The sequence below is a fragment of the Staphylococcus argensis genome, assembly GCF_002902305.1.
Lineage (GTDB): Bacteria > Bacillota > Bacilli > Staphylococcales > Staphylococcaceae > Staphylococcus > Staphylococcus argensis.
The window spans coordinates 476,884-498,720 of the sequence record NZ_PPPX01000016.1; the positions used below are offsets into that span (position 1 = coordinate 476,884).

A 21,837-nucleotide genomic window follows, 5' to 3' on the forward strand; every position below is an offset into this window, starting at 1 on the left:
GAATGATTGAAACTGTGCCTCTACAGTGAATGCTATCCAATCGTTATCACTACTTAAGCTATATTCAACGCAAGGAGTTGAGCCTTATGTCGCTACTACAACAACTCTATCGAAAGCTACACGACGCCCTGAATGGCTCTGTGACTCGCAACCCGTTTGCGGATTATACAGAACCTAAGATTAGCACGGAAGATTTAGAAGAAGGGTGGAAGAAGTATACACGTAAGGTCGCGATTAGTGTCAGTACTTGCGTGGATAACACGGCTGAGCGTATCTTTATCCTCATTTCCTTTAAAAAGCACCAACCGAATATGGATATCTTCTTTCAAATGAATGGGCGGCTGATGATGTGGAATGATTTAGATGATCCGACGTATAAGCAACGTCTGTATGATCAAGTGATTTCGCAAGCGCCTAAATTGGTGGGGTTAGTTCAGAAAGCCTATCGACGTTCTCACGCGACACCGCTCACTTATACTCAAATCCAATATGAATTTGAGTCAGGAACGATTTATTCACGTGATGTCACGTCAAAGTGTGTCGAAAGCCAGCTTGATCGCACACCTGCGTTTCTACAATGGTTTGACGATGTGGAGGAGGAATCTAGACGTTTAACCTTAGATAGTCAGAAGGAAATGACGTGGGGACCATTCCAATCTCATTATAAATAACAAGCACTCTAACAAAGGGTCATGGTCATGTGACGATCACCTAAGTTAGAGTGCTTTAATTTAATCTATAAGATTATGAGTTCTGAGAAGACAATTCGTCGTAGTGACGACTATTGTAAGTCTCTTTGTCTAAGTGATTTGTTAATTTCGCTGTACCTGCACCTGCAAGCATAGAGTCGTTAACGTTTAATGCGGTACGACCCATGTCGATGAGCGGTTCAACTGAGATGAGTACCCCAGCGAGTGCTACTGGTAAGTTTAAAGCAGAAAGGACGATGATAGATGCGAATGTCGCACCACCGCCGACACCTGCAACACCAAATGAACTAATGATAACGATACCGATGACACTCAAGATAAATTGAGGTGTGATATCGACATTGGCTGCTGGTGCTACCATTACTGCGAGCATTGCTGGATAAATACCTGCACAACCATTTTGACCGATAGATAAGCCGAATGATGCAGAGAAGTTAGCAATACCATCAGGCACACCTAAACGTGCTTTCTGAGTTTGGATGTTAAGTGGTAAAGCACCGGCACTTGAACGAGAAGTAAATGCGAACAAGAGCACTTCTGCAGTCTTTTTAACAAATGTGGCAGGGTTTAAACCAAGCAGTGACACGATGAGTAAGTGAATGAGGTACATCACTATCAACGCTGCATAGGATGCGATGACGAATTTACCTAGCGTCCAAATCGCACCGAAGTCACTCGTCATAATCGTATTCGCAATAATTGCCAAGATACCGTATGGTGTAAGGCGCAATACGAAAGTTACGATAGACATCACGATAGAATAAACTGCGTCGATACCGCGTTTGAGTAAGTTACCATGCTCAGGCTGTTTACGCATCACACGTAAGAACGCAAAGCCGATAAATGCCGCGAAGATTACAACTGCAATCGTAGACGTAGTACGTTGACCTGTGAAGTCTAAGAATGGATTAGATGGTAGTAACTCTAATATTTGTTGAGGTAACGTATTTGCCGTCATATCTTTCGCTTGTTTAGCGATTTCGCTACCACGAGAATGTTCAGCACTACCGAGATCGATACTAGATGCATCGAGGTGGAAGATGAGCGCTGATAAGATTCCGATAATTGCAGCGATGGCTACGGTACCAATTAAGAAGATAAAGATAAATGTACCGATCTTCGCGAATTTCTCGCCAATCTTGATCTTCGTAAAAGCAGAAACGATAGAAATAAAGATGAGTGGCATAACGATCATTTGAAGTAACGCCACATAGCCGTCACCAATGATGCTAAACCAATCTGAAGTTTGTTTAGTAACGTGAGAATCCGCACCGTAAATTAAATGTAGAATGATACCAAAGATGATACCAATTGCTAACGCAGAAAAAACACGTTTAGGGAATGAAACGTGCTTTCTTGCCATTACATTTAAACCGATAAGGAAAGCCACGAGTATAATAATGTTAATAATAATTAATAACGTATTCATTATTAATCAACCCACGCTTTCTATTTATATTATGGTTAAAGGGGTAATTCCGATATACATACTAAGGATAATACTTTGCATATCGTAAATCAAGAAGAAATTTTATGAGAGAAGGAGAGTAGTCTGTGATTGCGTAGTCTTGTCCCAGCGAGGTTGACTAGAATGCAAAAAAGGATTTGCTCTTTTTGAACCTATCCAACTACCATATTTCTCTCAGTCAATTTTGCCCTGTACTAACAACAATACAAGGCGCTTACTCAATGAACCTCAATTTGTCTGTACATTTAGACAGTATACAAAAGTCACTCTGTGGGATGTTTCGCGTAAGAATATCGGATGGAGCGCGAGACATTGCAGAGTGACTTATTGTTAATTTGAGAAGATACACTTCATTGTGAAACAGAAATTGAAACTAAGGCTTAGTCAATTAACGGATGTATCTACTCATCATATTGAAACTAATTTACTTCTTCACCGCATGCACGATATAGTTCATATCTTTCTTATATCGTTTCATCGTTCTAAACATCGTAAAGAACATGTTGCGATTCTCTTTCTTCAGTGCATTTTTAACAATCTTCATCGTGCCAAAGAGCCCCTCGTCATACAACATCCCAGCTGGTGTCATGAGTGTGAGTTCGCCGATGTGAGATTCAATTTGACTGAAGCGGCTATCTTTAAAGAGTTGATACCACTCTGCGGTAGGGAGCGGCGTGACTTTCACATTGATCGCAGAACTCAAATTCTCGACAATTTCTTCTTTCTGAGCGAGATTTATAATAGCGATATCATGCGTTAAGAGCATACCGCCTGGTTTCAACACACGATAGTATTCTCTCAGTGCTTGAACTTTCGCCTTTAAAGGTAACATCGTCAACATTGCTTCATTAAGAATGATGTCGAACTGCTCGTCTTCGAAAGGTAGATTCATCGCATTCGCTTTCTGTACATGTATGAGATGCGAGAGTTGAGCATTCTCTACGTTCTTCTGACCTTGCTGTAACGCTTTCGCATTGAGATCGACGCCTTCGATGTTACAACCGTACGTTTTGGCTAGTTGAATCGCCGTCGTACACATGTTGCATCCCACTTCTAAGACACGTTTATCTTTTGTAAAATGCCCCTTCTTAATGAGCCAGTCGGTAGCTTTGCGACCACCGGGTCTAAGACGTTTTTTACCTAATTTGGCTAAAAATGTATGGCCAGCTTCTTTCTTCATTGCGCATCATTCCTCATTATCCATTAGCTAATGGTTGATATTTCTTAAACAAGACGTGGTTTTCTAAGTGAACGTGTTCGTGCGTTTCGTGTTCTAAATGCTCTAAACGATGATAGACGAGACGCCATGTGCCACACGCTTCAGCAGGAGGTTGATAATCGTTAGTGATTGAACGAATATCTTGTAATAATTGACCTACTTCTTTATGCTCATCGACTAATTCGTTGATGATTGTCGAAGGTTCAGCTACCTCTTCGCCAGCGGATAAAGCGCGTAGTTGAGGGAATGATTCTTGATCTTCCTCCTCAATATGACCTAACAGCGCTTCTTTGAGTTGTGTATAGAGTGATTTTAACTCCACAAGATAAGGATGATTTGGACCATGTACTTTCGCTAACTTCGTAACGTAAGGGGTCAAATTCTTAAATTCCTCTTTAAGGGGTTGGTGGAAGCGGGCTTGAATATATTGAATGAGAGATGGGCCGTCTAAATATTTCACATTAATCGTACCTGGCTCTTCAGTTTGATCAATACTGTTTAACTCTTGTAACAACGTGTCTAAATCGACCCTTTTGTTATTGCGTGCGGCTTCTTCGATAGGAATGTCACCACCACAACAGAAGTCGATACCATAACGACGAAAGATGTCAGCGCTCTTAGGAACTTCTGTAACGACATCTGCAACGTGCTGTGTTTGTTGAATCATGTTATGTCCTCCTCACTAGATTATGGGTTCTTTCTATAACTTAAGTATATTACATGAGAATGATTATCAATATTAGGGAAAACCATAATTATAGTGAGGGAATGACCTTAACAGTTGATAGTTAATGCTGTTTTTATACAAATGAGTAAGGGTAAAAGTGCATTTTAGGTGACGGAGGCGGTGTAGTCAGAGAAGCGTGTTTGAGTTAAAGATAAAAATAAAACGAGCCCCGAATACCAATGAATGTCCGAGACTCGTTACTATTTCGAAGTTAGGATTATAAACCGAATAAACGAGCGAAGAATCCTTTATTCTCCTGTTTAGGCTGCTCTTCAAGCAATTTAGATGTATTTTTAGCTAATTCGCCTTGTTCTTTTTGAAGTTTCTGCATGTCAGATTGTGTAGATTGAATATCTGATGCAGATGTTTGTAATTCTTTTAATGATTTCGTATTATCATCCAACTTAGACGTCATTTGATCTTGGAGCTTTTTCAATTCGTTCTGTTGTTGATGGACTTGGTTAATCATTTGCCCAAGCATGTGACGTTCCTCACGCATTTGTTGGATTTCAGTACGGAGTTCGCTCATTAAATTAGAAACGTTAGGGTCAGCCGGTAACTGTTCGTCTTCATCTTTAACGAGGACTTGGAGGAAGTCTTTCTCCTGTTCTAATTCATCAAATGCGAGCTCGTAGCTATTCGTTTGCTTTACTTTCTCAGCAATTTCATTGAATAATTCAATATCTTCTTCGGTAAAATCAGTAGCTTCTCTACCACGATATTCCGTTTTATTAAGATGGTAACCACGTTCTTCTAAATGTTGTACAATTTTACGGACTTGTTTTTCACTGAGATCGACGCGTTGAGCGAATTCTTTCGTTAACATAGATACAATTCCTTTCATTAGATAAGATGATGAATTATTAAGACTGGCGTCTGTCTGCGGTCAGTGATACGTCAGTCTAACCTCTATGTTAGTTTAAACCGTTTAGCGCCGTATTTCAAGTGTGTTAGGCAACTTAAGAGGAGTGGGGTGCTTTGCGTAAGTTCATTGTTTCTAATAATGAATAAATATATGAGCGAGATAACTTGTTCGCAAAGACATATTTAAGAATATAGTTAGACTTCACGCTCGTCCCATAAATATCCTTCGTGAGTTCAAGATTTGGTTTGATATATAGGTCTTTAGGGATACCTGGTGATGTGCCATCGAAGTCAGGTCGAAGATAAGGGATCTCATGTTGCTTTTCAAAACCATGACGGTTTAAGAAAGTTTGACGATCGCGAATAATCTGATCCGTTTCTTCATCTAGTTCTTCTGGCTCTTTCGGCACTTCGAACATAATAAAGTTTACATCACGTTCATGTACGCGATTGGCTAATTTATTAATTTCTGACTTCACTTCTTCTAAAGTGAGATCCATCAACGTATCATGCTCTTCCGTGTTACGAGCAATCAAGTAGATGAGAAATGAAGAGTTTGTCGTCGCTTCATAATGTGCAGTCGCTAAGCTAACTACTTCACCTTCTTCAAGTCCTACAAGAAAGATATAGTCATCCTTCGTATATTGATTCTCCAACGATTGTCTAAAGATTTGTTCATCTTCATAAAGTGAGATATCCAACTTCTCATCATATAAAGATAAAGCTTCTTGATATAATGGCTCCTGGCTCGATTTCACAATCGTAAATTCCATAATATTCCCCCTAGTATTAACAGTGCGGCATTCAATAATCCGTAAATTCAATAGTGATACTTAAAATAAATGATAATCTATTTTAACTCGCTCGCCAACCAGATTTTTTGTAAAAAAAGTCCCAACACACTCATCATCGTATGTAAGAGGTGTTGGGACAAACTTTAAAGTAGACTCAGTATCCCATATTGATTATCTTGCTGAGCATGTATCAATATGGATGTGTGTTGAGTTCAATTAAGACTTAGGGCCTTCTGATTCTTCAGCGTAATGTTCATCTCTGTTTTGATCATTCACTTCTTCGTCAGTGTAAGCTGCATTGTTATCTTCTACTTCTTTGTGATTAGATTCATCTTTAGAAGCAACTAAGATTAATTTGTCATTAAGGATTTCTTTTTTATAGCGTTCTTGTTCTTCTTCACTTAAGTCGTAATTCGCAAGCACTGCACCTTCAGAGTCTTCACCAGTTAACATTTTAGCCATAGCGTCACTGAACGTACCGCTTGTGACGATTAAGCTGATTTCAGAATCATGAATGCGCTCATCTTTTAACTTTGTACGGCTTAACACTGTCAATTCGTAATTCTCGTAGCCTTCAGAACGTTTTTTGTCGATTTCATTAAATAATTCATCTGTGTTATTAACGATTGTAAATTGTGTCATTGTGTTTTCCCTCCATCTTTTTGAGCGACGTATATTATTATTCCTATACCCTATGTAAAGAGTTTAGAAACGATTCAATTTAATTATATTACTTTTACAAATTTCTGACAAACACGCTCAGTCATCGTCTTTATAGAATATCCACACATTTTACATAATCATTCCAAATTGTAGGAGAGAATCTATATTTAACACTCTGAACATATTGAAAAATCCGTCTAAATTTGCTATCATTAGTAAATAATTTTATTTAACTCATATAATCTAAAGAATAGGGCTTTAGAAGTTTCTACCATGTTGCCATAAACAACATGACTATGAGTAGCAATTCAATACATAAACAAAGCAATTCGCTTTAAACAAGCCTACTTAGACGACGCGCACACTTACCGCATCATACCTACCCCAACGTGTGCACAGGACTTACCGTCGTCGCATGAGTAGAGAGGTGTACCGTGCTAAGACGGATGCTTAATTGTATTGCATGTTTACTCATAGTTCCTAACTTGCGAAAGTTTAGGAATTTTTTTGTATCAAAAATAGGAGGGCTAGAAGTGGATTTGTTAAAGCAAAAAGTTAAAGAAGATGGTGTCGTTATCGACGAGCGCATACTCAAAGTCGATGGATTCTTGAACCACCAAATCGATGCCGAATTGATGTGGGAAGTAGGAGAAACATTCTACGATCAATTCAAGGACGAAGGCATCACTAAGATTCTGACGATTGAAGCGTCAGGGATTGCTCCGGCAATTATGGTGGCGAAACGATTCGGCGTACCTTGTCTCTTCGCAAAGAAAGCGAAACCGAACACGTTAAACCAAGATGCTTATACGACAGATATACACTCATTTACTAAGAACAAAACATCTCACGTCATGATTTCTAAAGAATTCTTAGATGAGAATGACCGTATCTTAATCATCGATGATTTCTTAGCGAATGGAGATGCTTCTCTAGGCTTGAACAATCTCGTAGAGCAGGCGAAAGCACAGACTGTCGGCATCGGTATCTTGGTTGAGAAATCATTCCAACCTGGACGTCAGAAATTGAACGAAGCAGGACTCAAAGTTTCATCATTATGTGAAGTGGCGTCACTCGCTGGCAACAAGGTCACTTTAGTAGGGGAAGAATAACTGATGAGAACATTTATCCTTAGCGTTCAACACCTCTTAGCGATGTATGCTGGAGCGATCCTCGTTCCAATCATCGTGGGCACAAGCTTGAAATTCTCTACTGAAGAGATTGCTTTCTTAGTCACAGTCGACATCTTTATGTGTGGGGTGGCGACATTCCTACAAGTTTGGAAAGGCACAGGGACAGGCTTGCCTATCGTGCTCGGTTGTACCTTTACCGCAGTGGCGCCGATGATTTTGATCGGACAGACGAAAGGCATTTCAGACCTGTATGGTTCACTCTTTCTATCAGGGATTCTCGTCGTGCTCATCGCGCCGTTCTTCTCATACTTAGTGAAGCTCTTTCCACCGGTCGTTACTGGAAGTGTTGTAACGATTATCGGGATTAACCTCATGCCTGTTGCGATGAACTATCTTGCAGGTGGTGAAGGGGCGAAAGATTACGGTGATGGTAAAAATATTCTTCTCGGTTTAATCACTTTAGTCATCATCTTAGTCATTCAGCGCTTTACGACAGGCTTCTTGAAATCTATCGCGATTCTCATTGGGCTCGTACTCGGAACAGTCATCGCGGCTTGGTTTGGCATCGTAGACGTGAAGCAAGTAGGAACTGCGCATTGGTTCTCTTTACCACATCCATTTAGATTTGCACACTTTAGTTTCGACTTTGGCGCAACACTTGTCTTCTTTATCGTGGCCTTGGTCAGCTTGATTGAATCGACAGGTGTGTACCATGCGTTGAGTGAGATTACTGGCAAGCAGCTAGAGCGTAAGGATTTCCGTAAAGGTTACACTGCGGAAGGTCTAGCGATTATCCTCGGGGCGATCTTCAACGCCTTTCCTTACACGGCATATTCTCAGAACGTTGGCTTAGTCTCACTTTCCGGCGCGAAGAAGAATAAAGTGATTTACGGTATGGTCATCTTACTCGTCATTTGTGGCTGTATTCCGAAACTGGGTGCTTTAGCAAACATGATTCCGTTACCTGTACTCGGTGGCGCGATGATTGCCATGTTCGGTATGGTAATGGCCTATGGTGTGAGTATTTTAGGGACAAGTGATTTTAAAAATCAAAACAACTTACTCGTCATCGCCATTTCAGTCGGACTCGGGGCAGGTATCAGCGCTGTGCCCGATGCATTTAAGTCGCTAGGAGACCACTTCTCTTGGCTTACTCAAAACGGAATTGTAATCGGCACAATCTCAGCAATTCTCTTGAATTTCTTTTTTAATGGTATAAAGTATCAACAAAAGCAAGAAGATATGAAATAATGTAACTAACAATTAATAATAGGAGGCTGTAATTATGTGGGAAAATAAATTTGAAAAAGAATCTTTGACTTTCGACGACGTGCTACTCATGCCAGCAGAATCTGATGTCTTACCGCATCAAGTAGATTTAAGCGTCCAACTTTCAGAACGTATTAAATTAAACATTCCACTCATCTCTGCAGGAATGGATACGGTAACTGAATCTAAGATGGCGATCGCTATGGCGCGTCAAGGTGGACTTGGTGTCATCCACAAGAACATGAACATCGAAGATCAAGCAGATGAAGTACAAAAAGTTAAACGCTCAGAGAATGGGGTTATCACAAATCCATTCTTCTTAACTCCAGACGAGAAAGTATTTGAAGCTGAAGCGTTAATGAGTAAATACAGAATTTCTGGTGTACCTATCGTTGAAGATGCAGAAACACGCAAATTCGCAGGTATTATTACGAACCGTGACTTACGCTTTATCGAAGACTTCTCTATTAAAATTTCTGATGTGATGACGAAAGAAGATTTAGTGACTGCACCTGTAGGGACTACGCTTTCTGAAGCGGAAGAACTTTTACAAAAACACAAAATTGAGAAATTACCATTGGTTGAAGATGGCCGTTTGGAAGGCTTAATTACCATCAAAGACATTGAGAAAGTATTAGAATTCCCTCATTCAGCTAAAGATGAAAGTGGTCGCTTGCTCGTAGCTGCAGCTATCGGTATCGCGAAAGATACAGACATCCGTGCTGAGAAACTCGTTGAAGCAGGTGTAGACGCACTCGTTATCGACACAGCACATGGTCACTCTAAAGGTGTGCTCGAACAAGTATCACATATTAAAGAGAAGTTCCCACAAGTTACACTCATCGCAGGTAACGTAGCGACAGCAGAAGCAACGAAAGCACTTTACGAAGCAGGTGCAGACGTAGTTAAAGTTGGTATCGGACCTGGTTCAATCTGTACAACTCGTGTCGTTGCAGGTGTCGGCGTACCTCAAATTACAGCAGTATACGACTGTGCAACAGAAGCGCGCAAACATGGTAAAGCTATCATCGCTGACGGCGGTATCAAATTCTCAGGCGATATCATCAAAGCATTGGCAGCAGGGGGCCACGCAGTTATGTTAGGTAGCCTCTTAGCAGGTACTGAAGAAAGTCCGGGCGCAACTGAAGTCTTCCAAGGTAGACAATACAAAGTATATCGCGGTATGGGCTCACTTGGCGCTATGGAAAGAGGTTCAAACGACCGTTACTTCCAAGAAGACAAAGCGCCGAAGAAATTCGTTCCAGAAGGTATCGAAGGTCGTATCGCATACAAAGGACCTTTACAAGACACAGTTTATCAACTCATGGGCGGTGTAAGATCTGGTATGGGTTACACTGGCTCAAAAAATCTAGAAGAATTGAGAGAAGAATCTCGATTCACACGCATGGGTCCTGCAGGTCTTGCAGAAAGTCACCCACACGACGTGCAAATTACGAAAGAATCACCAAACTATTCATTCTAAGCTAGACACTAAAAGGAGATTTAAGAGTTATGGAAATGGCGAACGAGCAAGAGCTCATACTTGTCCTTGACTTTGGTAGTCAATACAATCAACTCATCACACGCCGTATCCGTGAGATGGGTGTCTACAGTGAGCTTCACGATCACGAGCTTTCTATTGAAGAGATTAAAGAGATGAATCCAAAGGGTATCATCCTATCTGGTGGACCGAACTCTGTATACGCAGAAGATTCGTTCACTATAGACCCAGCAATTTATGACTTGGGCGTACCTATCCTTGGTATTTGCTACGGTATGCAATTGACGACGAAATTACTCGGCGGCAAGGTGGAACGTGCTAATCAACGTGAATACGGTAAAGCGACGATTAATGCGAAATCCGACGAACTCTTCTTCGGTTTACCTGAAGAACAAACAGTTTGGATGAGTCACTCTGACAAAGTCATCGAAATTCCAGAAGGCTTTGAAGTGATTGCAGATAGTCCAAGTACCAATTACGCAGCGATTGAAGATAAAGAACGTCGTATTTACGGCGTTCAATTCCACCCTGAAGTCCGTCATACTGAATTCGGTAACGATTTACTTCGCAACTTCGTCCGTCGCGTCTGTGAATGTACAGGCGAGTGGACGATGGAGAACTTCATCGAGCTTGAAATCGAGAAGATTCGCGAACAAGTCGGCGACCGCAAAGTCTTATGTGCGATGAGCGGTGGTGTAGACTCTTCAGTTGTCGCTGTTCTACTACACAAAGCGATTGGCGACCAATTGACATGTATCTTTGTGGACCATGGCCTTTTACGAAAAGGAGAAGGCGACATGGTAATGGAACAGTTCGGCGAAGGATTCAACATGAATATCATTCGTGTAAATGCACAAGAACGTTTCATGAGCAAATTAGAAGGCGTTTCAGACCCAGAGAAGAAACGTAAGATTATCGGTAACGAATTCGTGTACGTGTTTGATGATGAAGCGGCGAAATTGAAAGATGTCGATTTCCTCGCACAAGGTACACTTTATACTGACGTCATCGAATCTGGTACGAAGACTGCACAAACAATCAAGTCTCACCATAATGTGGGTGGTTTACCAGAAGATATGGAATTCGAACTTATTGAGCCAATCAATACACTCTTTAAAGACGAAGTTCGTGAACTCGGTATCGAATTGGGTATCCCTGAACATCTCGTTTGGAGACAACCATTCCCTGGTCCAGGACTAGGTATCCGCGTACTCGGGGAAATCACAGAAGATAAACTAGAAATCGTACGTGAATCTGACGCGATCCTTCGTGAAGTCATTCGCGAAGAAGGTCTCGAACGTGATATCTGGCAATACTTCACAGTCCTTCCAGGTATCCAATCTGTAGGTGTCATGGGTGACTATCGTACGTATGACCACACAGTAGGTATTCGTGCCGTAACATCCATCGACGGTATGACAAGTGACTTCGCACGTATCGATTGGGAAGTACTACAGAAGATTTCCAGTCGTATCGTTAACGAAGTCGATCACGTGAACCGCGTTGTTTACGATGTGACATCTAAGCCACCAAGTACAATTGAGTGGGAATAAGAGTATAGATATGAATGTTGCGACCCCTTGGGCTAATTGGCCTGAGGGGTTTTGTGTGTGGGGGGGAGGGCTTAGGTTGTAGAGTGGGGCTTGGTAGGTGTGGGAAGTGTGACTAGCTAGGTGTGGGAAGAAAGTATAAAAGAGGCAGTATGTGAAATTTTCAACGTTTTAAGCATAAAAAAGACGGACATCAATATATCCGCCTAGAGTGAATACTCTGTGTATAGTTGATATGAGCGTATAGCTCTTTGTGTGTTTATATTAGTATAAAAGTGTTGGGTAGTCAATTATAAAGTGAATCGTTCAATGATAGCTTTATCAATATCATTCAAATTATCATTTGAAACTTTAATTTTGCCAGAGGGGTCATATTTATTAATCGACTGTATTTTTAACTTACTTATTGTCTGAATGTTATTAACATCAGCATAAGTATTCTTTTTATATTTTGTGTACATTTGTATTACTTTTTCAAGTAAGTTTATTTCCTTTACATTTTCCATTATTATCGCATAAACATTGATAAATTCTAAAAAACCAACTAGAAAATGAGATATTAAAAATTTTTCACAAGATTTATTGCTTGATAATTCAATATAATTTTTTGGTATTTCCATTCTTTTATATATTTCGTTTAACTGCATTTTAAGATGCTCAGTAGCGTTTTTTATTACTGTGTTTTCGAGTGCAATATAAAAATCTTTACACTTTGATGTTAATGGAACTACTGTTATAACTGGTTTGAAAATTGTATCGTTTTTATTTATTACTACTGCAAAATGATGTCCTGATATTTCGCTACCAACATTAACGCCAAAATTTATAAAAACGATAGATCCTCTTTTTAATTTAACGAATCTTTTTTTATTGCTTCCTTTATATTCTTTTTTGAACCAATATGCTTTTGAATATTGCCAAGACGGTAAATATTTGAATTTTTTGTTATTTGTTTTACTTAAAAAATCGAAATCTTTCATAGCGCTATGTAATTTTTTATCCATTTAATTTTCAACTCCGCTGTTCTCTAATTTATTCATCATACCTTTTATCTATATGTTCAGTAACATGGTTATATATTTATGATGTAGTCTTATGGGAACCATTATCGTACGCGGTGCCCACCTAGTTGCGATAGTAAAGATATATTGTTTTAATACATGGTAGAACTTATTATATACTTTTCTATCTCTAAATTTTGTTTAGCTATTTGTATATTTCTAGAAATTGATGTAAAGGGGATAAGATTGTCTCTGTAAGTTGTGAATATAGAATTCTATCCGAATATTGGTGTGCTCGTTAAAAGTTAGGCTTAAAAGTCTTACTTTCTATGGTTCATCAGTATTATTAGATGGTAATTTTTAGTATCTATAATTATTTTATGTGTAGATATATTTTGATTTCTTTGATTTTTTTGAATAAAATATACCAAGATATTTAAAATAAAGTTTTCCCGTTATAATCCACAGCAATATATACGCAATAATGAGACATATATATAATATATTATTGTCATATATGTGTGATAGATCTTTAGAAATGGCGTTAAACGTTTGAAGTTTAAGTAAGCCAAGGTATGTTAAGTTTATTTGAATTAGTATTAGAGAAACGAAAACCTTATAAATAGCTTTAATAACTTTTTTATTCTCTTCTTTTAAAAAAATCAGCAATAATTCAAAAATTGAAACGAGCAGTAAATTCATAATTATTGATAGTAAAGGGAGCATGAGAGCATTGGTTTGCATAAAATAAGGCATTTCTATTTCATTGTAGCTTATAAAGTTATTACTGATTTTCATTTCGAATTTATCATAGATATATACCGTAATAAGAATCATTAAAATGAACCTTCTAATAGAGAAGAATTTCTCGCTCCAGTTTTGGATTGTCTTTTCATAATTAATCATTAGTAGAACTCCAATCCTAAAATTAGCTTTCTTGTAATATTTCGGATTGTATTATTAAGTGTAACGCCTAAAAAATTTTATAAAGAATGCCCATAATTGGCACTTTGTTGTAAGATGTTAATACACCACTAAAAACAAATACAAGGGAGTGCCAATATGAGCTATTTACATCTTACTATATATGAGCGTTCAAGTATAGAGACACTAAAAAAGAAAACTATTCTATGAGAGCGATTGTTGAATATCTTAATCGTTCAGTCTCTACAGTTTCTCGTGAGATTAAGCGTAATATGACTGAAGGGGGCGACTTAGCAAAAGTAACTTAGAAAGAAGTAAACTATGTTTTCAGCGTAATTAATCATAGACTAGAAAGAGTCTTAATGAGTGGCTTATGAAATTTTAAACACAGAAGTGTTGAGCGTAAATTAACAATTCATTAGAAAAAAGAGGCAACCGTCGCAACAGTTAACCTCAAATACACGCCACAGATATGTACCGCTATTTGTATTTTATTATCCCTCTTTATTTCATATAAAGCAAGTGAAATTATGATTCTAATGTTATCTCTTCTTTTCACTCACACACGTCCATACCTAAATACTTCTCAAAGGCTTCCTTTCCTTTTCGAGTTACCTCAAGGCAGCGATTTGTATCCGTTTCATAAATCCATGAAAGTTTGAATAATTGTCTAGTAATCCTTAAAGCTACAGGACCGGCGATGTGATGTTTTCGTTCGGTCCAATCAATATGCTTTGGAATAGGTTTCGCATACATACTTTTTTCAGTTTCGAGTCCTATTAAATTAAACCAATCTTTACCTTCGCGGGTTAATATATAATATTCTTCAAACTCTTTAATGTAGCCATTTTCTAGTAAAGATTCAGTAAATCTCACTCCAATCTTTCCAGCAAGATGCCCATAACATGAACGCATATAGGATAACTTTTCTTTTTTAGTCGTTTCCCTTAAGGAGTTATTATTTATTGAAGGAGAAATCACTGCTAAAGCATTTATCGCGTTTATAATCTTATCGTTAGTAATTTTGTAATATCTGTGGCGCCCCCATGATTCTACTGAAATTAAATTTGCTTTCACTAATTTTGAGAGATGTTCGCTTGCTGTCTGTGGTTTCACATGTGCTAATCTCGCTAGTTCTCCAGCGGGAAGTGCTTTTCCACTTGAGAGCTCTATTAACATAGTAAGTCGCGTCTTGTGACCTATGAGTAAAATGTTCTCTGCAAAATCTGAATACATCGTCTCATCCTCTCTGCTTTCACTCTTTATCATAACTGATTATTAATTCGGTGCTAACCGAAATATTAGAACGATATGCTTAAAGTAGTGAAGAGGGAGGGGGATTAGATGAACGTTGTTTCTAAGTATTTTGAACGAATCGTTGTTTTTACCGCTGGAATGGGTATGTTTTTATCAACGTTAGATACAGGCATCATTAATGTCGCATTACCCACTTTAGTTAAAAGATTTCATGTGGATACAACAACTATAACTTGGACTGTTACGTTGTACACTTTGTTATTAACAGGCACAATTATTGTGTTTGGAAGACTAAGTGATCGATATAATCGACTTAATATCTATAGCATTGGACTACTCGTATTTTTGATAGCTTCCGTTTTATGCGGAATTTCTACTCATATTTTACAATTAATCATGTTTCGTGGTTTACAAGGTATAGGAGCAGCAATATTACAAGGGACGTCCACTGCTATAATTACTACTAATGTTTCAGAAGAACGACAAGGGTCTGCACTTGGAACTGTAAGTATCATACTGGGAATAGGGCCTGTACTAGGGCCAAGCCTAGGGGGATTATTGCTATAGATTGCGAGTTGGCGATGGATATTTTGGATAAATATTCCATTTGTGTGCATAGGATTAGTAGGCTGGTGGTTATTGAAAAAGCATGTAGTACAAGAACGGAACACTTCTGTTTATTTAGATTTACGTGGCAACGCATTATTATTTATATCGGTTTGTTGTTTGTTACAAGGTTTGAGTTCGTGTGCTCATCAATCTATAACGAATTTCTCATTTTATGGATTTATACTCATTAGTATTATAGCTTTTTGTGTATTTGTTAAATGGGAGCTAAAAGTTCAGCATCCTATCCTGAACTTACGGTTATTTAAAGACTTCTCATTTTCAGTTTCGATGTTGGCTATACTTGTATTTGGTGGTGCTACGTCTTTAGGATTCATTGTACCTCCCTATATTTTAGGAAAATTAAGTCACCTCTCGTCATGGCAAATAGGGATAGTTAACTTAGCTTCTCCATTAGGATTAGTTCTTATTTCGAAAACTGCAGGTAAATTAATGAATCGGATTAACAATATCATATTGATGTCTGTTGGATTAGGCTTTATGACTATAGCGTATGGTAGTTTAGGGCTGTTTCAAAGTAGTTTAACACCAGTATTGATCTTTGGACTCTTATTCATTTACGGGGTAGGCGGAGGTTCGTTTCTCCCGTCTAACACTTCGACACTAATGAACTCTGTATCTCGAAGTATGCAAGGAACAGTCGGGTCAGCGCAGAGAATGGTTCAAAATATAGGCATCGCGTTATATACGGCCATCACTTCGCTATTTATCGATCATTCTTCGTCCAAGGCTAAATTGATATTGGGGGCAAGTGAAGCGTGGTTGTTCGCATCTCTAACAATTCTATTGACGCTCATGACGTTTATAGTAAAATATTTAAAAGAAATAAAAGAAAAACACTAAGATATTGATTAGTATAAAATGCGAAGGAGATTAACCATATGAGTATAAAGGAAATTTGGAATTATTTATTAAACAAGAAGTGGCATTCTAGCGAACTCTTGAGGCTAACATTATACGTGATAATAGCTAGTATACTTACTACACCTTTACTTGGCATACCTATTGGGGTCATTGCTTATTTGTATTTGGATGATGACGAGTTTAAATAAGTTTTGAAAAAGAGTTATATAAAACTTCATAAAGCATTATAAATGCACGCCTTTATTGGCAACTTGCTAATAGGGATAATCCGAGTGTGATTACCCCCTTATCATAAAATATTATTTCAAAAATAAAATGAAAATAATCCCCATTATTATACCTACTATAAACATAATCCATATTAAATGGGGATTAAATCTCCAATCATTTGTATATGTTTTAGTTATTTTCTTTGTGTACCAAATATCTAATGCTTTAATCAAAGCAAAAGTTAAACCAAATAATAAAGGGTATATAACAAAACTCATTCAATCATACCTTTTTCGATGTTCACCAGTTTTCTAGCGATTTTATCTATATTAATATCAATCATTTCTCAGCACATATACCTTACTATTTACTAATAGCATTGCCAAATTAAATTAATAACGTACGAAACATTAAACCACTTAGATTTGTTACTTTGCGACCGACATTGATGTCGGTCGCAGAATTATTTATAGGAAAAGTGATTGATTCCATTTACTGGTATAAATAATAGAAAGCTTTTTCTATCTATATAATAACTTATTGTACTACTTAACTTACATAATAAATACAAAGAATACTACTATAATGATGGCATTAATTGGTAATAAGGAGACGCAGAACTTTTTAGCTTTCTGTTGCAAGGTGTTTCGTTTATTTAAAATCATCTCCACTACGAATGTGCCAAACAACACTTCTAAAAAGAGAATTGAGTAGAATAATAAATTAGTGGTAAAGATATCAGTCATCGGAAAAGCGAATAGAATTAAAATGGTCGCAAATGTAATGGTAAAATAATATTTATCTAATAGTTTTCTCATACCTGTCACCTGCTTAATGCTAGAGTATATAATGCAACGAGTATTTTAATAAGATAATAATCTATATAATTAATATAGCAAAATTCTCACAACTAATAAATAATTCGTAATAATCCAAGAAAGTGACACATATGAGCCTTGGTTTAACTATCTATAACTAGGAGGTAAATATGCGACTTACTAAGGAAAAACTAGAAGCTAAAGACTATCATAAAGCATTAGATGTATGGGAAAAATCTGTGCTTGCAACGCATGATTTTTTAGCTGAAAAAGATAGAAAAGAATTAGAAACAGAGATTCCAACTTATTTGAAATATGTCAATGCGTATCTGTGGTATAAAGAGAACGAATTAGTTGGTTTCTCAGGTACAAACGATGAAAACTTAGAAATGTTATTTCTCGATACACAGTATTTTAATAAAGGTTATGGAACAGAAATACTACAGTATCTCGTAAATGAAGAAAATATTCGCTATGTTGATGTTAATAAAGATAATGTCCCAGCGATGCAGTTTTATCTAAAAAATGGCTTTGAAAAGTATAGTGAATCTCCGCAAGATGGTCAGGGCAGGGATTATCCTATTTGTCATCTTCAACTTAAGTAAATGATAAATTCGATGACCATGTGTTGAGAAAATCAAAAAGTAAGACGTCGGGCAGACTCACCTTAGAAGTGGTTTGTAAAAGAAAGAGGGGAAACTTATGATATTTGTGATGGACGTGGATGGGACGATTTGTTTCAACGGTATGTATATAGAGGAACCGTTGCGGAAAGAAATTAAGAATATTGCTACAAAGCATCAAGTAATCTTTGCTTCTGCGAGACCTATTCGTGATTTGCTTCCAGTTGTAAGAGGTTTTGAAGATCATACATTAATCGGAGGAAATGGTTCGATTATTTCACAAGATAATCAAATTTCAGTTGTGAAAAGCATTTCTGAAGACTCTTTTAACCATATTAAATCACTGATTCATAAGTACAATTTACAATATATTGTTGATGATTCCTTTGACTATGCGGCTAATGTTAGTGCTGACAATGCGATATTTAAACAACTCGATCCATCACATTTAGCTAATCGTCTTACTATAGAGGATGTTGAAAAGCCAATTAAAGTGATACTTGTCGATCTCGACGAGCAGTTGTTTGAGTTAGTTCAACAAGAATTGGAAAAATATGAGACGTTACTCTCAATTCATTACCATCATCGTGAGAATAATATCGATATCACAGCGCAAAATATTAATAAATACACGACATTAAGAAAGATAATTGGAGAACTGCCATACGTTGCTTATGGGAACGATGTGAATGATTATGAGCTACTCAAACACGCTGAGAAAGCTTACTTTGTTGGTGACGGTAATGAGGAGATGTCATTGACCGATGCTGAATTTTTAGATACTCATGCCCAAGCAATAATAACGTCGTTAAAGGACTATTAGCTTGTTAAAGCACATTTTAATAAAGAGTTCGTCACGCTTATCATTTAACTATAATTACTGCACGTTGTTCAGGACCTCGAATTGTGATTTAATACATATGTTATCTCGAAGAAATATAGAAAGAGGAGATCGGTTAAACATGTATAGAACTATGATGCATTCAAAAATTCATCGTGCACGTGTGACAGAGTCAGATTTGAATTATGTAGGGAGTATTACGATAGATTCTGATATTCTGGATGCGGTGGACATCTTACCCAATGAGAAAGTTGAGATTGTAAATAACAATAATGGCGAGCGCTTTGCGACTTACGTTATTGCTGGTGAGCGAGGTAGTGGTAAAATTTGCTTGAATGGTGCAGCTGCACGTCTCGTTCAAGTTGGCGATGTTGTGATTATTATGACTTATGTGCAATTAGAAGAGTCAGAACTTAAAGATCACTCTCCAAAAGTAGCAGTGTTGAACGAAAATAACGAAATCGAAGAAATGATATTAGAAAAAGAAAATATGACGTTGAATTAATTGTGTATCTCTCATCTGTATAGGTGGGAGCTTTTTTAGTTGTAAGATAGAACATTACCCTGCTTGAGTAAGTCGATAAAGTGGTATACACACAGTAGTAACGCAAAGTGAGGAATGTGTATGCAAATCTTTAGGGTCAGTTCGAATCACCATCAAAGTGCGCAATTTCTTGATAATCGACGGTTGTCGAAGCAGGTACTTGAGCTTTATCAAATTATTAGAGTGTGTCTTGCTGAAATGGACATTATTGAGGGTAACACACGCTATCTGTCTCATCCAATTGTGAAGCATGTCTATCATGATGGGGAGCCATATCTCCTAGATGCGTACTCATTGTTGCGAGCGATGGATGAGGAGCATCAACGACGAGGAGGGAAACGGTCATCGGAGTTTCGTGAAGACTTGAGCCATTTAGAACACATCATAACGCAACATCAATCTCGAGTTTCTGCCGAGTCTTTACCACCAATATTTGTTTATGGTGATGAGAAGGTCTATGGTGAAGCGGCTTACATACAGTATCAGAAATTATTGTATGAAAAGTGGGCGACAGATCGCATTCCTCCACGGTGCAATATCCATAAAACACAAATTTAAGTGTGCCCGACTACTAAAAAAGTAAGGAAGTGTAGAAATGAATATCATACGACGAATTGTAGAGTTATTTACTCCGCTAGCAGGGGGCAGTTTAATTGGTAAGATGACTGCTAAAGAAGCGCCGAAAGACTTCAAGAAGTTTAAGAAACCGCCTTTTTCACCGCCGAAGAAAGCCTTTCCTATTGTTTGGCCGATTCTTTATTTAATGATGGGCGTAGCGTATGTGCTTGTGAAAGTGAGAAGAGGCAAACATATGGCGGAAACAATTGCTCATTATGTGCAACTTGGACTCAACTTCGCATGGTCATTACTGTATTTCAAAGAGAAAGCGCGTCGACTTGCACTCGTTGATAGCTTTCTACTGTTAGGTGCAGTCATTGCGACGACGGCGATTTACTTGAAGAAACGTCCACTCGCTGGTTTCCTCATGCTGCCGTACGTGATTTGGTCCGCGTATGCGAGTTATTTAACGACAGGAAATTACGTGTTAAATAAAGATAATCCAAATTATATGAATTAAATCTTTTCTTCTTGCTATTTTTTAAAATAACTCACTACCTCCTAAGCATTCATGGTTATCGCAAACGCAATTTCTATGCGTTAACGCAACAAATGTAACGCTGAAATGAATAAAATGTGAGTTTAAATGTTTAATCTATCAACGGACGGATATAAATAAATTAAGAAGACGATGTGTCTTTTTAAAATAAGATAAACTGTGACACAATTCCATGAGCTAATTAAATTCGTGTCTCAGACAATACTCAAATGGAGGTATTTAACATGGCTGAAGGTAAATTTGATCAAGTTAAAGGCGACGTTAAGAAAAAAGCAGGAGAAGTAGCAGACGACCAAAACTTAAAAGACAAAGGTGACGCTGACAAAGGCGAAGGTAAAGCTAAAGAAACTGTAGAAAAAGCAAAAGATAAAGCTACAGATGCTATTGATAAAGTAAAAGATAAATTCAGTAAATAAGATATATTAAAAGGCTTGGGTTTCTCGACTCAAGCCTTTACTTATGTTTAAATGCGCAGAAGCACGAATACTCCACAATTCCACTTGTAGCGTAGAACCACAGATCGACGTGTATGCCTTGCTAACAAATCCGTTGCACTTCCGCAGTTTTCCACCTTTTAGCCACCGCTCCAATATCATTCTTCAATTTTACCACTTTGAGCGCCAGGAGGTTCTCCGTAACGATTGGCAGAACCATTCCCTCTCCGCAGACAAACAATCAACGAATAGATAAGCAATAAATAATAAATTGCGGTCAAAATATAAGCCAGAATATCTGTGTAATCAATAATCGGGTCGTTGCGATAGAAAAGATTATCGATAAAGTCATTAATGTCTAAAAATAAGAAAAAGATAAATAGAATGAGTGGAAAGGCTAAACTCTTATCGACATCGTGATAACGACGCGCCATTAGAGTGAGTTGAGGGGTAAAAAGCACCCACTTAAACACAGATAGCACAATCACGCCAGTTCTAGACAAATCGCCTAGAAGCAGACTCAAGATTGCGGAAAGAAGTATGTATAGGGCAAAGTGTATCAAGGTCGGAACCCAGAAATCTTGTCGGCTTGCTCGCCCTTTATAATCAAATGCGTGACGCCAAAAACGGATATAACTTTGATGCATGAAATAGTCGTCCTTTCTCTAGTTGCTAGCGA

Annotated in this window: 21 protein-coding genes, 2 pseudogenes and 1 riboswitch; of the genes and pseudogenes, 14 read left to right on the plus strand and 9 right to left on the minus strand. The window is 37.9% G+C overall.

The window, feature by feature from the left end; genetic code table 11:
- Positions 1 to 86 precede the first annotated feature (86 nt).
- A complete protein-coding gene (locus CD039_RS11075; protein ID WP_002472370.1) occupies positions 87 to 671 on the plus strand; it encodes a hypothetical protein in 585 nt (194 codons plus the stop codon).
- Between the two features lie 73 nt (positions 672 to 744).
- Here the strand turns inward: CD039_RS11075 and CD039_RS11080 are convergent, their stop codons facing one another.
- The 6 genes from CD039_RS11080 to CD039_RS11105 all read right to left on the minus strand — a co-directional run bounded on the left by CD039_RS11080 (position 745) and on the right by CD039_RS11105 (position 6,424).
- Positions 745 to 2,139, minus strand: a complete 1,395-nt coding sequence (locus tag CD039_RS11080; protein WP_103372359.1) for an L-cystine transporter — start codon at positions 2,137 to 2,139, stop codon at positions 745 to 747.
- A 463-nt stretch (positions 2,140 to 2,602) separates the two neighbouring features.
- Positions 2,603 to 3,358: a class I SAM-dependent methyltransferase gene (locus tag CD039_RS11085; RefSeq protein WP_103372360.1), complete on the minus strand. Its 756-nt coding sequence runs from the start codon at positions 3,356 to 3,358 to the stop codon at positions 2,603 to 2,605.
- 16 nt (positions 3,359 to 3,374) lie between these two features.
- Positions 3,375 to 4,064 carry an iron-sulfur cluster repair di-iron protein ScdA gene (gene scdA / locus CD039_RS11090; protein WP_103372361.1) on the minus strand — a complete coding sequence of 230 codons (690 nt, stop codon included), beginning with the start codon at positions 4,062 to 4,064 and terminating at the stop codon, positions 3,375 to 3,377.
- Between the two features lie 277 nt (positions 4,065 to 4,341).
- Positions 4,342 to 4,950 (minus strand): DNA-binding protein, encoded by a 609-nt coding sequence (locus CD039_RS11095; protein ID WP_103372362.1) that lies wholly within the window; start codon positions 4,948 to 4,950, stop codon positions 4,342 to 4,344.
- Positions 4,951 to 5,083: 133 nt separating this feature from the next.
- Positions 5,084 to 5,761: a hypothetical protein gene (locus CD039_RS11100; protein WP_103372363.1), complete on the minus strand. Its 678-nt coding sequence runs from the start codon at positions 5,759 to 5,761 to the stop codon at positions 5,084 to 5,086.
- A 237-nt stretch (positions 5,762 to 5,998) separates the two neighbouring features.
- Positions 5,999 to 6,424 (minus strand): general stress protein, encoded by a 426-nt coding sequence (locus CD039_RS11105; RefSeq protein WP_103372364.1) that lies wholly within the window; start codon positions 6,422 to 6,424, stop codon positions 5,999 to 6,001.
- A 235-nt stretch (positions 6,425 to 6,659) separates the two neighbouring features.
- Positions 6,660 to 6,762, plus strand: a riboswitch (purine riboswitch).
- Positions 6,763 to 6,978: 216 nt separating this feature from the next.
- On the opposite strand from CD039_RS11105, the gene xpt reads away from it, so the two are divergent.
- From xpt to guaA, 4 genes are read left to right on the plus strand one after another with little or no spacing between them, the layout of a single operon-like run.
- Positions 6,979 to 7,557: a xanthine phosphoribosyltransferase gene (gene xpt / locus CD039_RS11110; protein WP_002472337.1), complete on the plus strand. Its 579-nt coding sequence runs from the start codon at positions 6,979 to 6,981 to the stop codon at positions 7,555 to 7,557.
- Between the two features lie 3 nt (positions 7,558 to 7,560).
- Complete coding sequence (pbuX, locus tag CD039_RS11115; RefSeq protein WP_103372365.1) at positions 7,561 to 8,829, plus strand: xanthine permease PbuX; 1,269 nt, start codon at positions 7,561 to 7,563, stop codon at positions 8,827 to 8,829.
- 34 nt (positions 8,830 to 8,863) lie between these two features.
- Entirely contained in the window at positions 8,864 to 10,330 is a 1,467-nt protein-coding gene (gene guaB / locus CD039_RS11120) for an IMP dehydrogenase (RefSeq protein WP_002472346.1), read from the plus strand.
- Positions 10,331 to 10,359: 29 nt separating this feature from the next.
- On the plus strand, positions 10,360 to 11,901 hold the full coding sequence (gene guaA, locus CD039_RS11125; protein WP_103372366.1) for a glutamine-hydrolyzing GMP synthase: 1,542 nt from the start codon (positions 10,360 to 10,362) through the stop codon (positions 11,899 to 11,901).
- Positions 11,902 to 12,188: 287 nt separating this feature from the next.
- Here guaA and CD039_RS11130 read toward each other — a convergent pair whose 3' ends face one another.
- Positions 12,189 to 12,902 (minus strand): type II toxin-antitoxin system PemK/MazF family toxin, encoded by a 714-nt coding sequence (locus tag CD039_RS11130; protein WP_103372367.1) that lies wholly within the window; start codon positions 12,900 to 12,902, stop codon positions 12,189 to 12,191.
- A 1,059-nt stretch (positions 12,903 to 13,961) separates the two neighbouring features.
- Here CD039_RS11130 and CD039_RS12125 point away from each other — a divergent pair.
- Positions 13,962 to 14,095 (plus strand): annotated as a pseudogene (locus CD039_RS12125) (helix-turn-helix domain-containing protein); the annotation flags it as partial.
- A 283-nt stretch (positions 14,096 to 14,378) separates the two neighbouring features.
- On the opposite strand, the gene CD039_RS11145 reads toward CD039_RS12125, so the two are convergent.
- On the minus strand, positions 14,379 to 15,059 hold the full coding sequence (locus CD039_RS11145) for an ArsR/SmtB family transcription factor (protein WP_103372370.1): 681 nt from the start codon (positions 15,057 to 15,059) through the stop codon (positions 14,379 to 14,381).
- A 108-nt stretch (positions 15,060 to 15,167) separates the two neighbouring features.
- Between CD039_RS11145 and CD039_RS11150 the strand changes: the two are divergent.
- The 8 genes and pseudogenes from CD039_RS11150 to CD039_RS11190 all read left to right on the plus strand — a co-directional run bounded on the left by CD039_RS11150 (position 15,168) and on the right by CD039_RS11190 (position 21,140).
- Positions 15,168 to 16,550: pseudogene (locus CD039_RS11150) on the plus strand (MFS transporter).
- Positions 16,551 to 16,588: 38 nt separating this feature from the next.
- Positions 16,589 to 16,759 (plus strand): VraH family peptide resistance protein, encoded by a 171-nt coding sequence (locus tag CD039_RS11795; protein ID WP_142384391.1) that lies wholly within the window; start codon positions 16,589 to 16,591, stop codon positions 16,757 to 16,759.
- Positions 16,760 to 17,769: 1,010 nt separating this feature from the next.
- A complete protein-coding gene (locus CD039_RS11165) occupies positions 17,770 to 18,204 on the plus strand; it encodes a GNAT family N-acetyltransferase (RefSeq protein ID WP_103372373.1) in 435 nt (144 codons plus the stop codon).
- A 97-nt stretch (positions 18,205 to 18,301) separates the two neighbouring features.
- A complete protein-coding gene (locus tag CD039_RS11170; protein ID WP_103372374.1) occupies positions 18,302 to 19,045 on the plus strand; it encodes an HAD-IIB family hydrolase in 744 nt (247 codons plus the stop codon).
- Positions 19,046 to 19,184: 139 nt separating this feature from the next.
- The gene (gene panD / locus CD039_RS11175; protein ID WP_103372375.1) at positions 19,185 to 19,568 is read left to right on the plus strand and encodes an aspartate 1-decarboxylase; all 384 of its coding nucleotides are present in this window, start codon (positions 19,185 to 19,187) and stop codon (positions 19,566 to 19,568) included.
- A 120-nt stretch (positions 19,569 to 19,688) separates the two neighbouring features.
- The gene (locus CD039_RS11180) at positions 19,689 to 20,165 is read left to right on the plus strand and encodes a pyrimidine dimer DNA glycosylase/endonuclease V (RefSeq protein ID WP_103372376.1); all 477 of its coding nucleotides are present in this window, start codon (positions 19,689 to 19,691) and stop codon (positions 20,163 to 20,165) included.
- A gap of 37 nt (positions 20,166 to 20,202) precedes the next feature.
- The gene (locus tag CD039_RS11185) at positions 20,203 to 20,685 is read left to right on the plus strand and encodes a TspO/MBR family protein (RefSeq protein ID WP_103372377.1); all 483 of its coding nucleotides are present in this window, start codon (positions 20,203 to 20,205) and stop codon (positions 20,683 to 20,685) included.
- A 263-nt stretch (positions 20,686 to 20,948) separates the two neighbouring features.
- On the plus strand, positions 20,949 to 21,140 hold the full coding sequence (locus CD039_RS11190) for a CsbD family protein (RefSeq protein ID WP_002472386.1): 192 nt from the start codon (positions 20,949 to 20,951) through the stop codon (positions 21,138 to 21,140).
- A 176-nt stretch (positions 21,141 to 21,316) separates the two neighbouring features.
- Here CD039_RS11190 and CD039_RS11195 read toward each other — a convergent pair whose 3' ends face one another.
- Positions 21,317 to 21,805, minus strand: coding sequence for a DUF805 domain-containing protein (locus CD039_RS11195; RefSeq protein WP_103372378.1), 489 nt, complete (start codon positions 21,803 to 21,805; stop codon positions 21,317 to 21,319).
- Positions 21,806 to 21,837 lie beyond the last annotated feature (32 nt).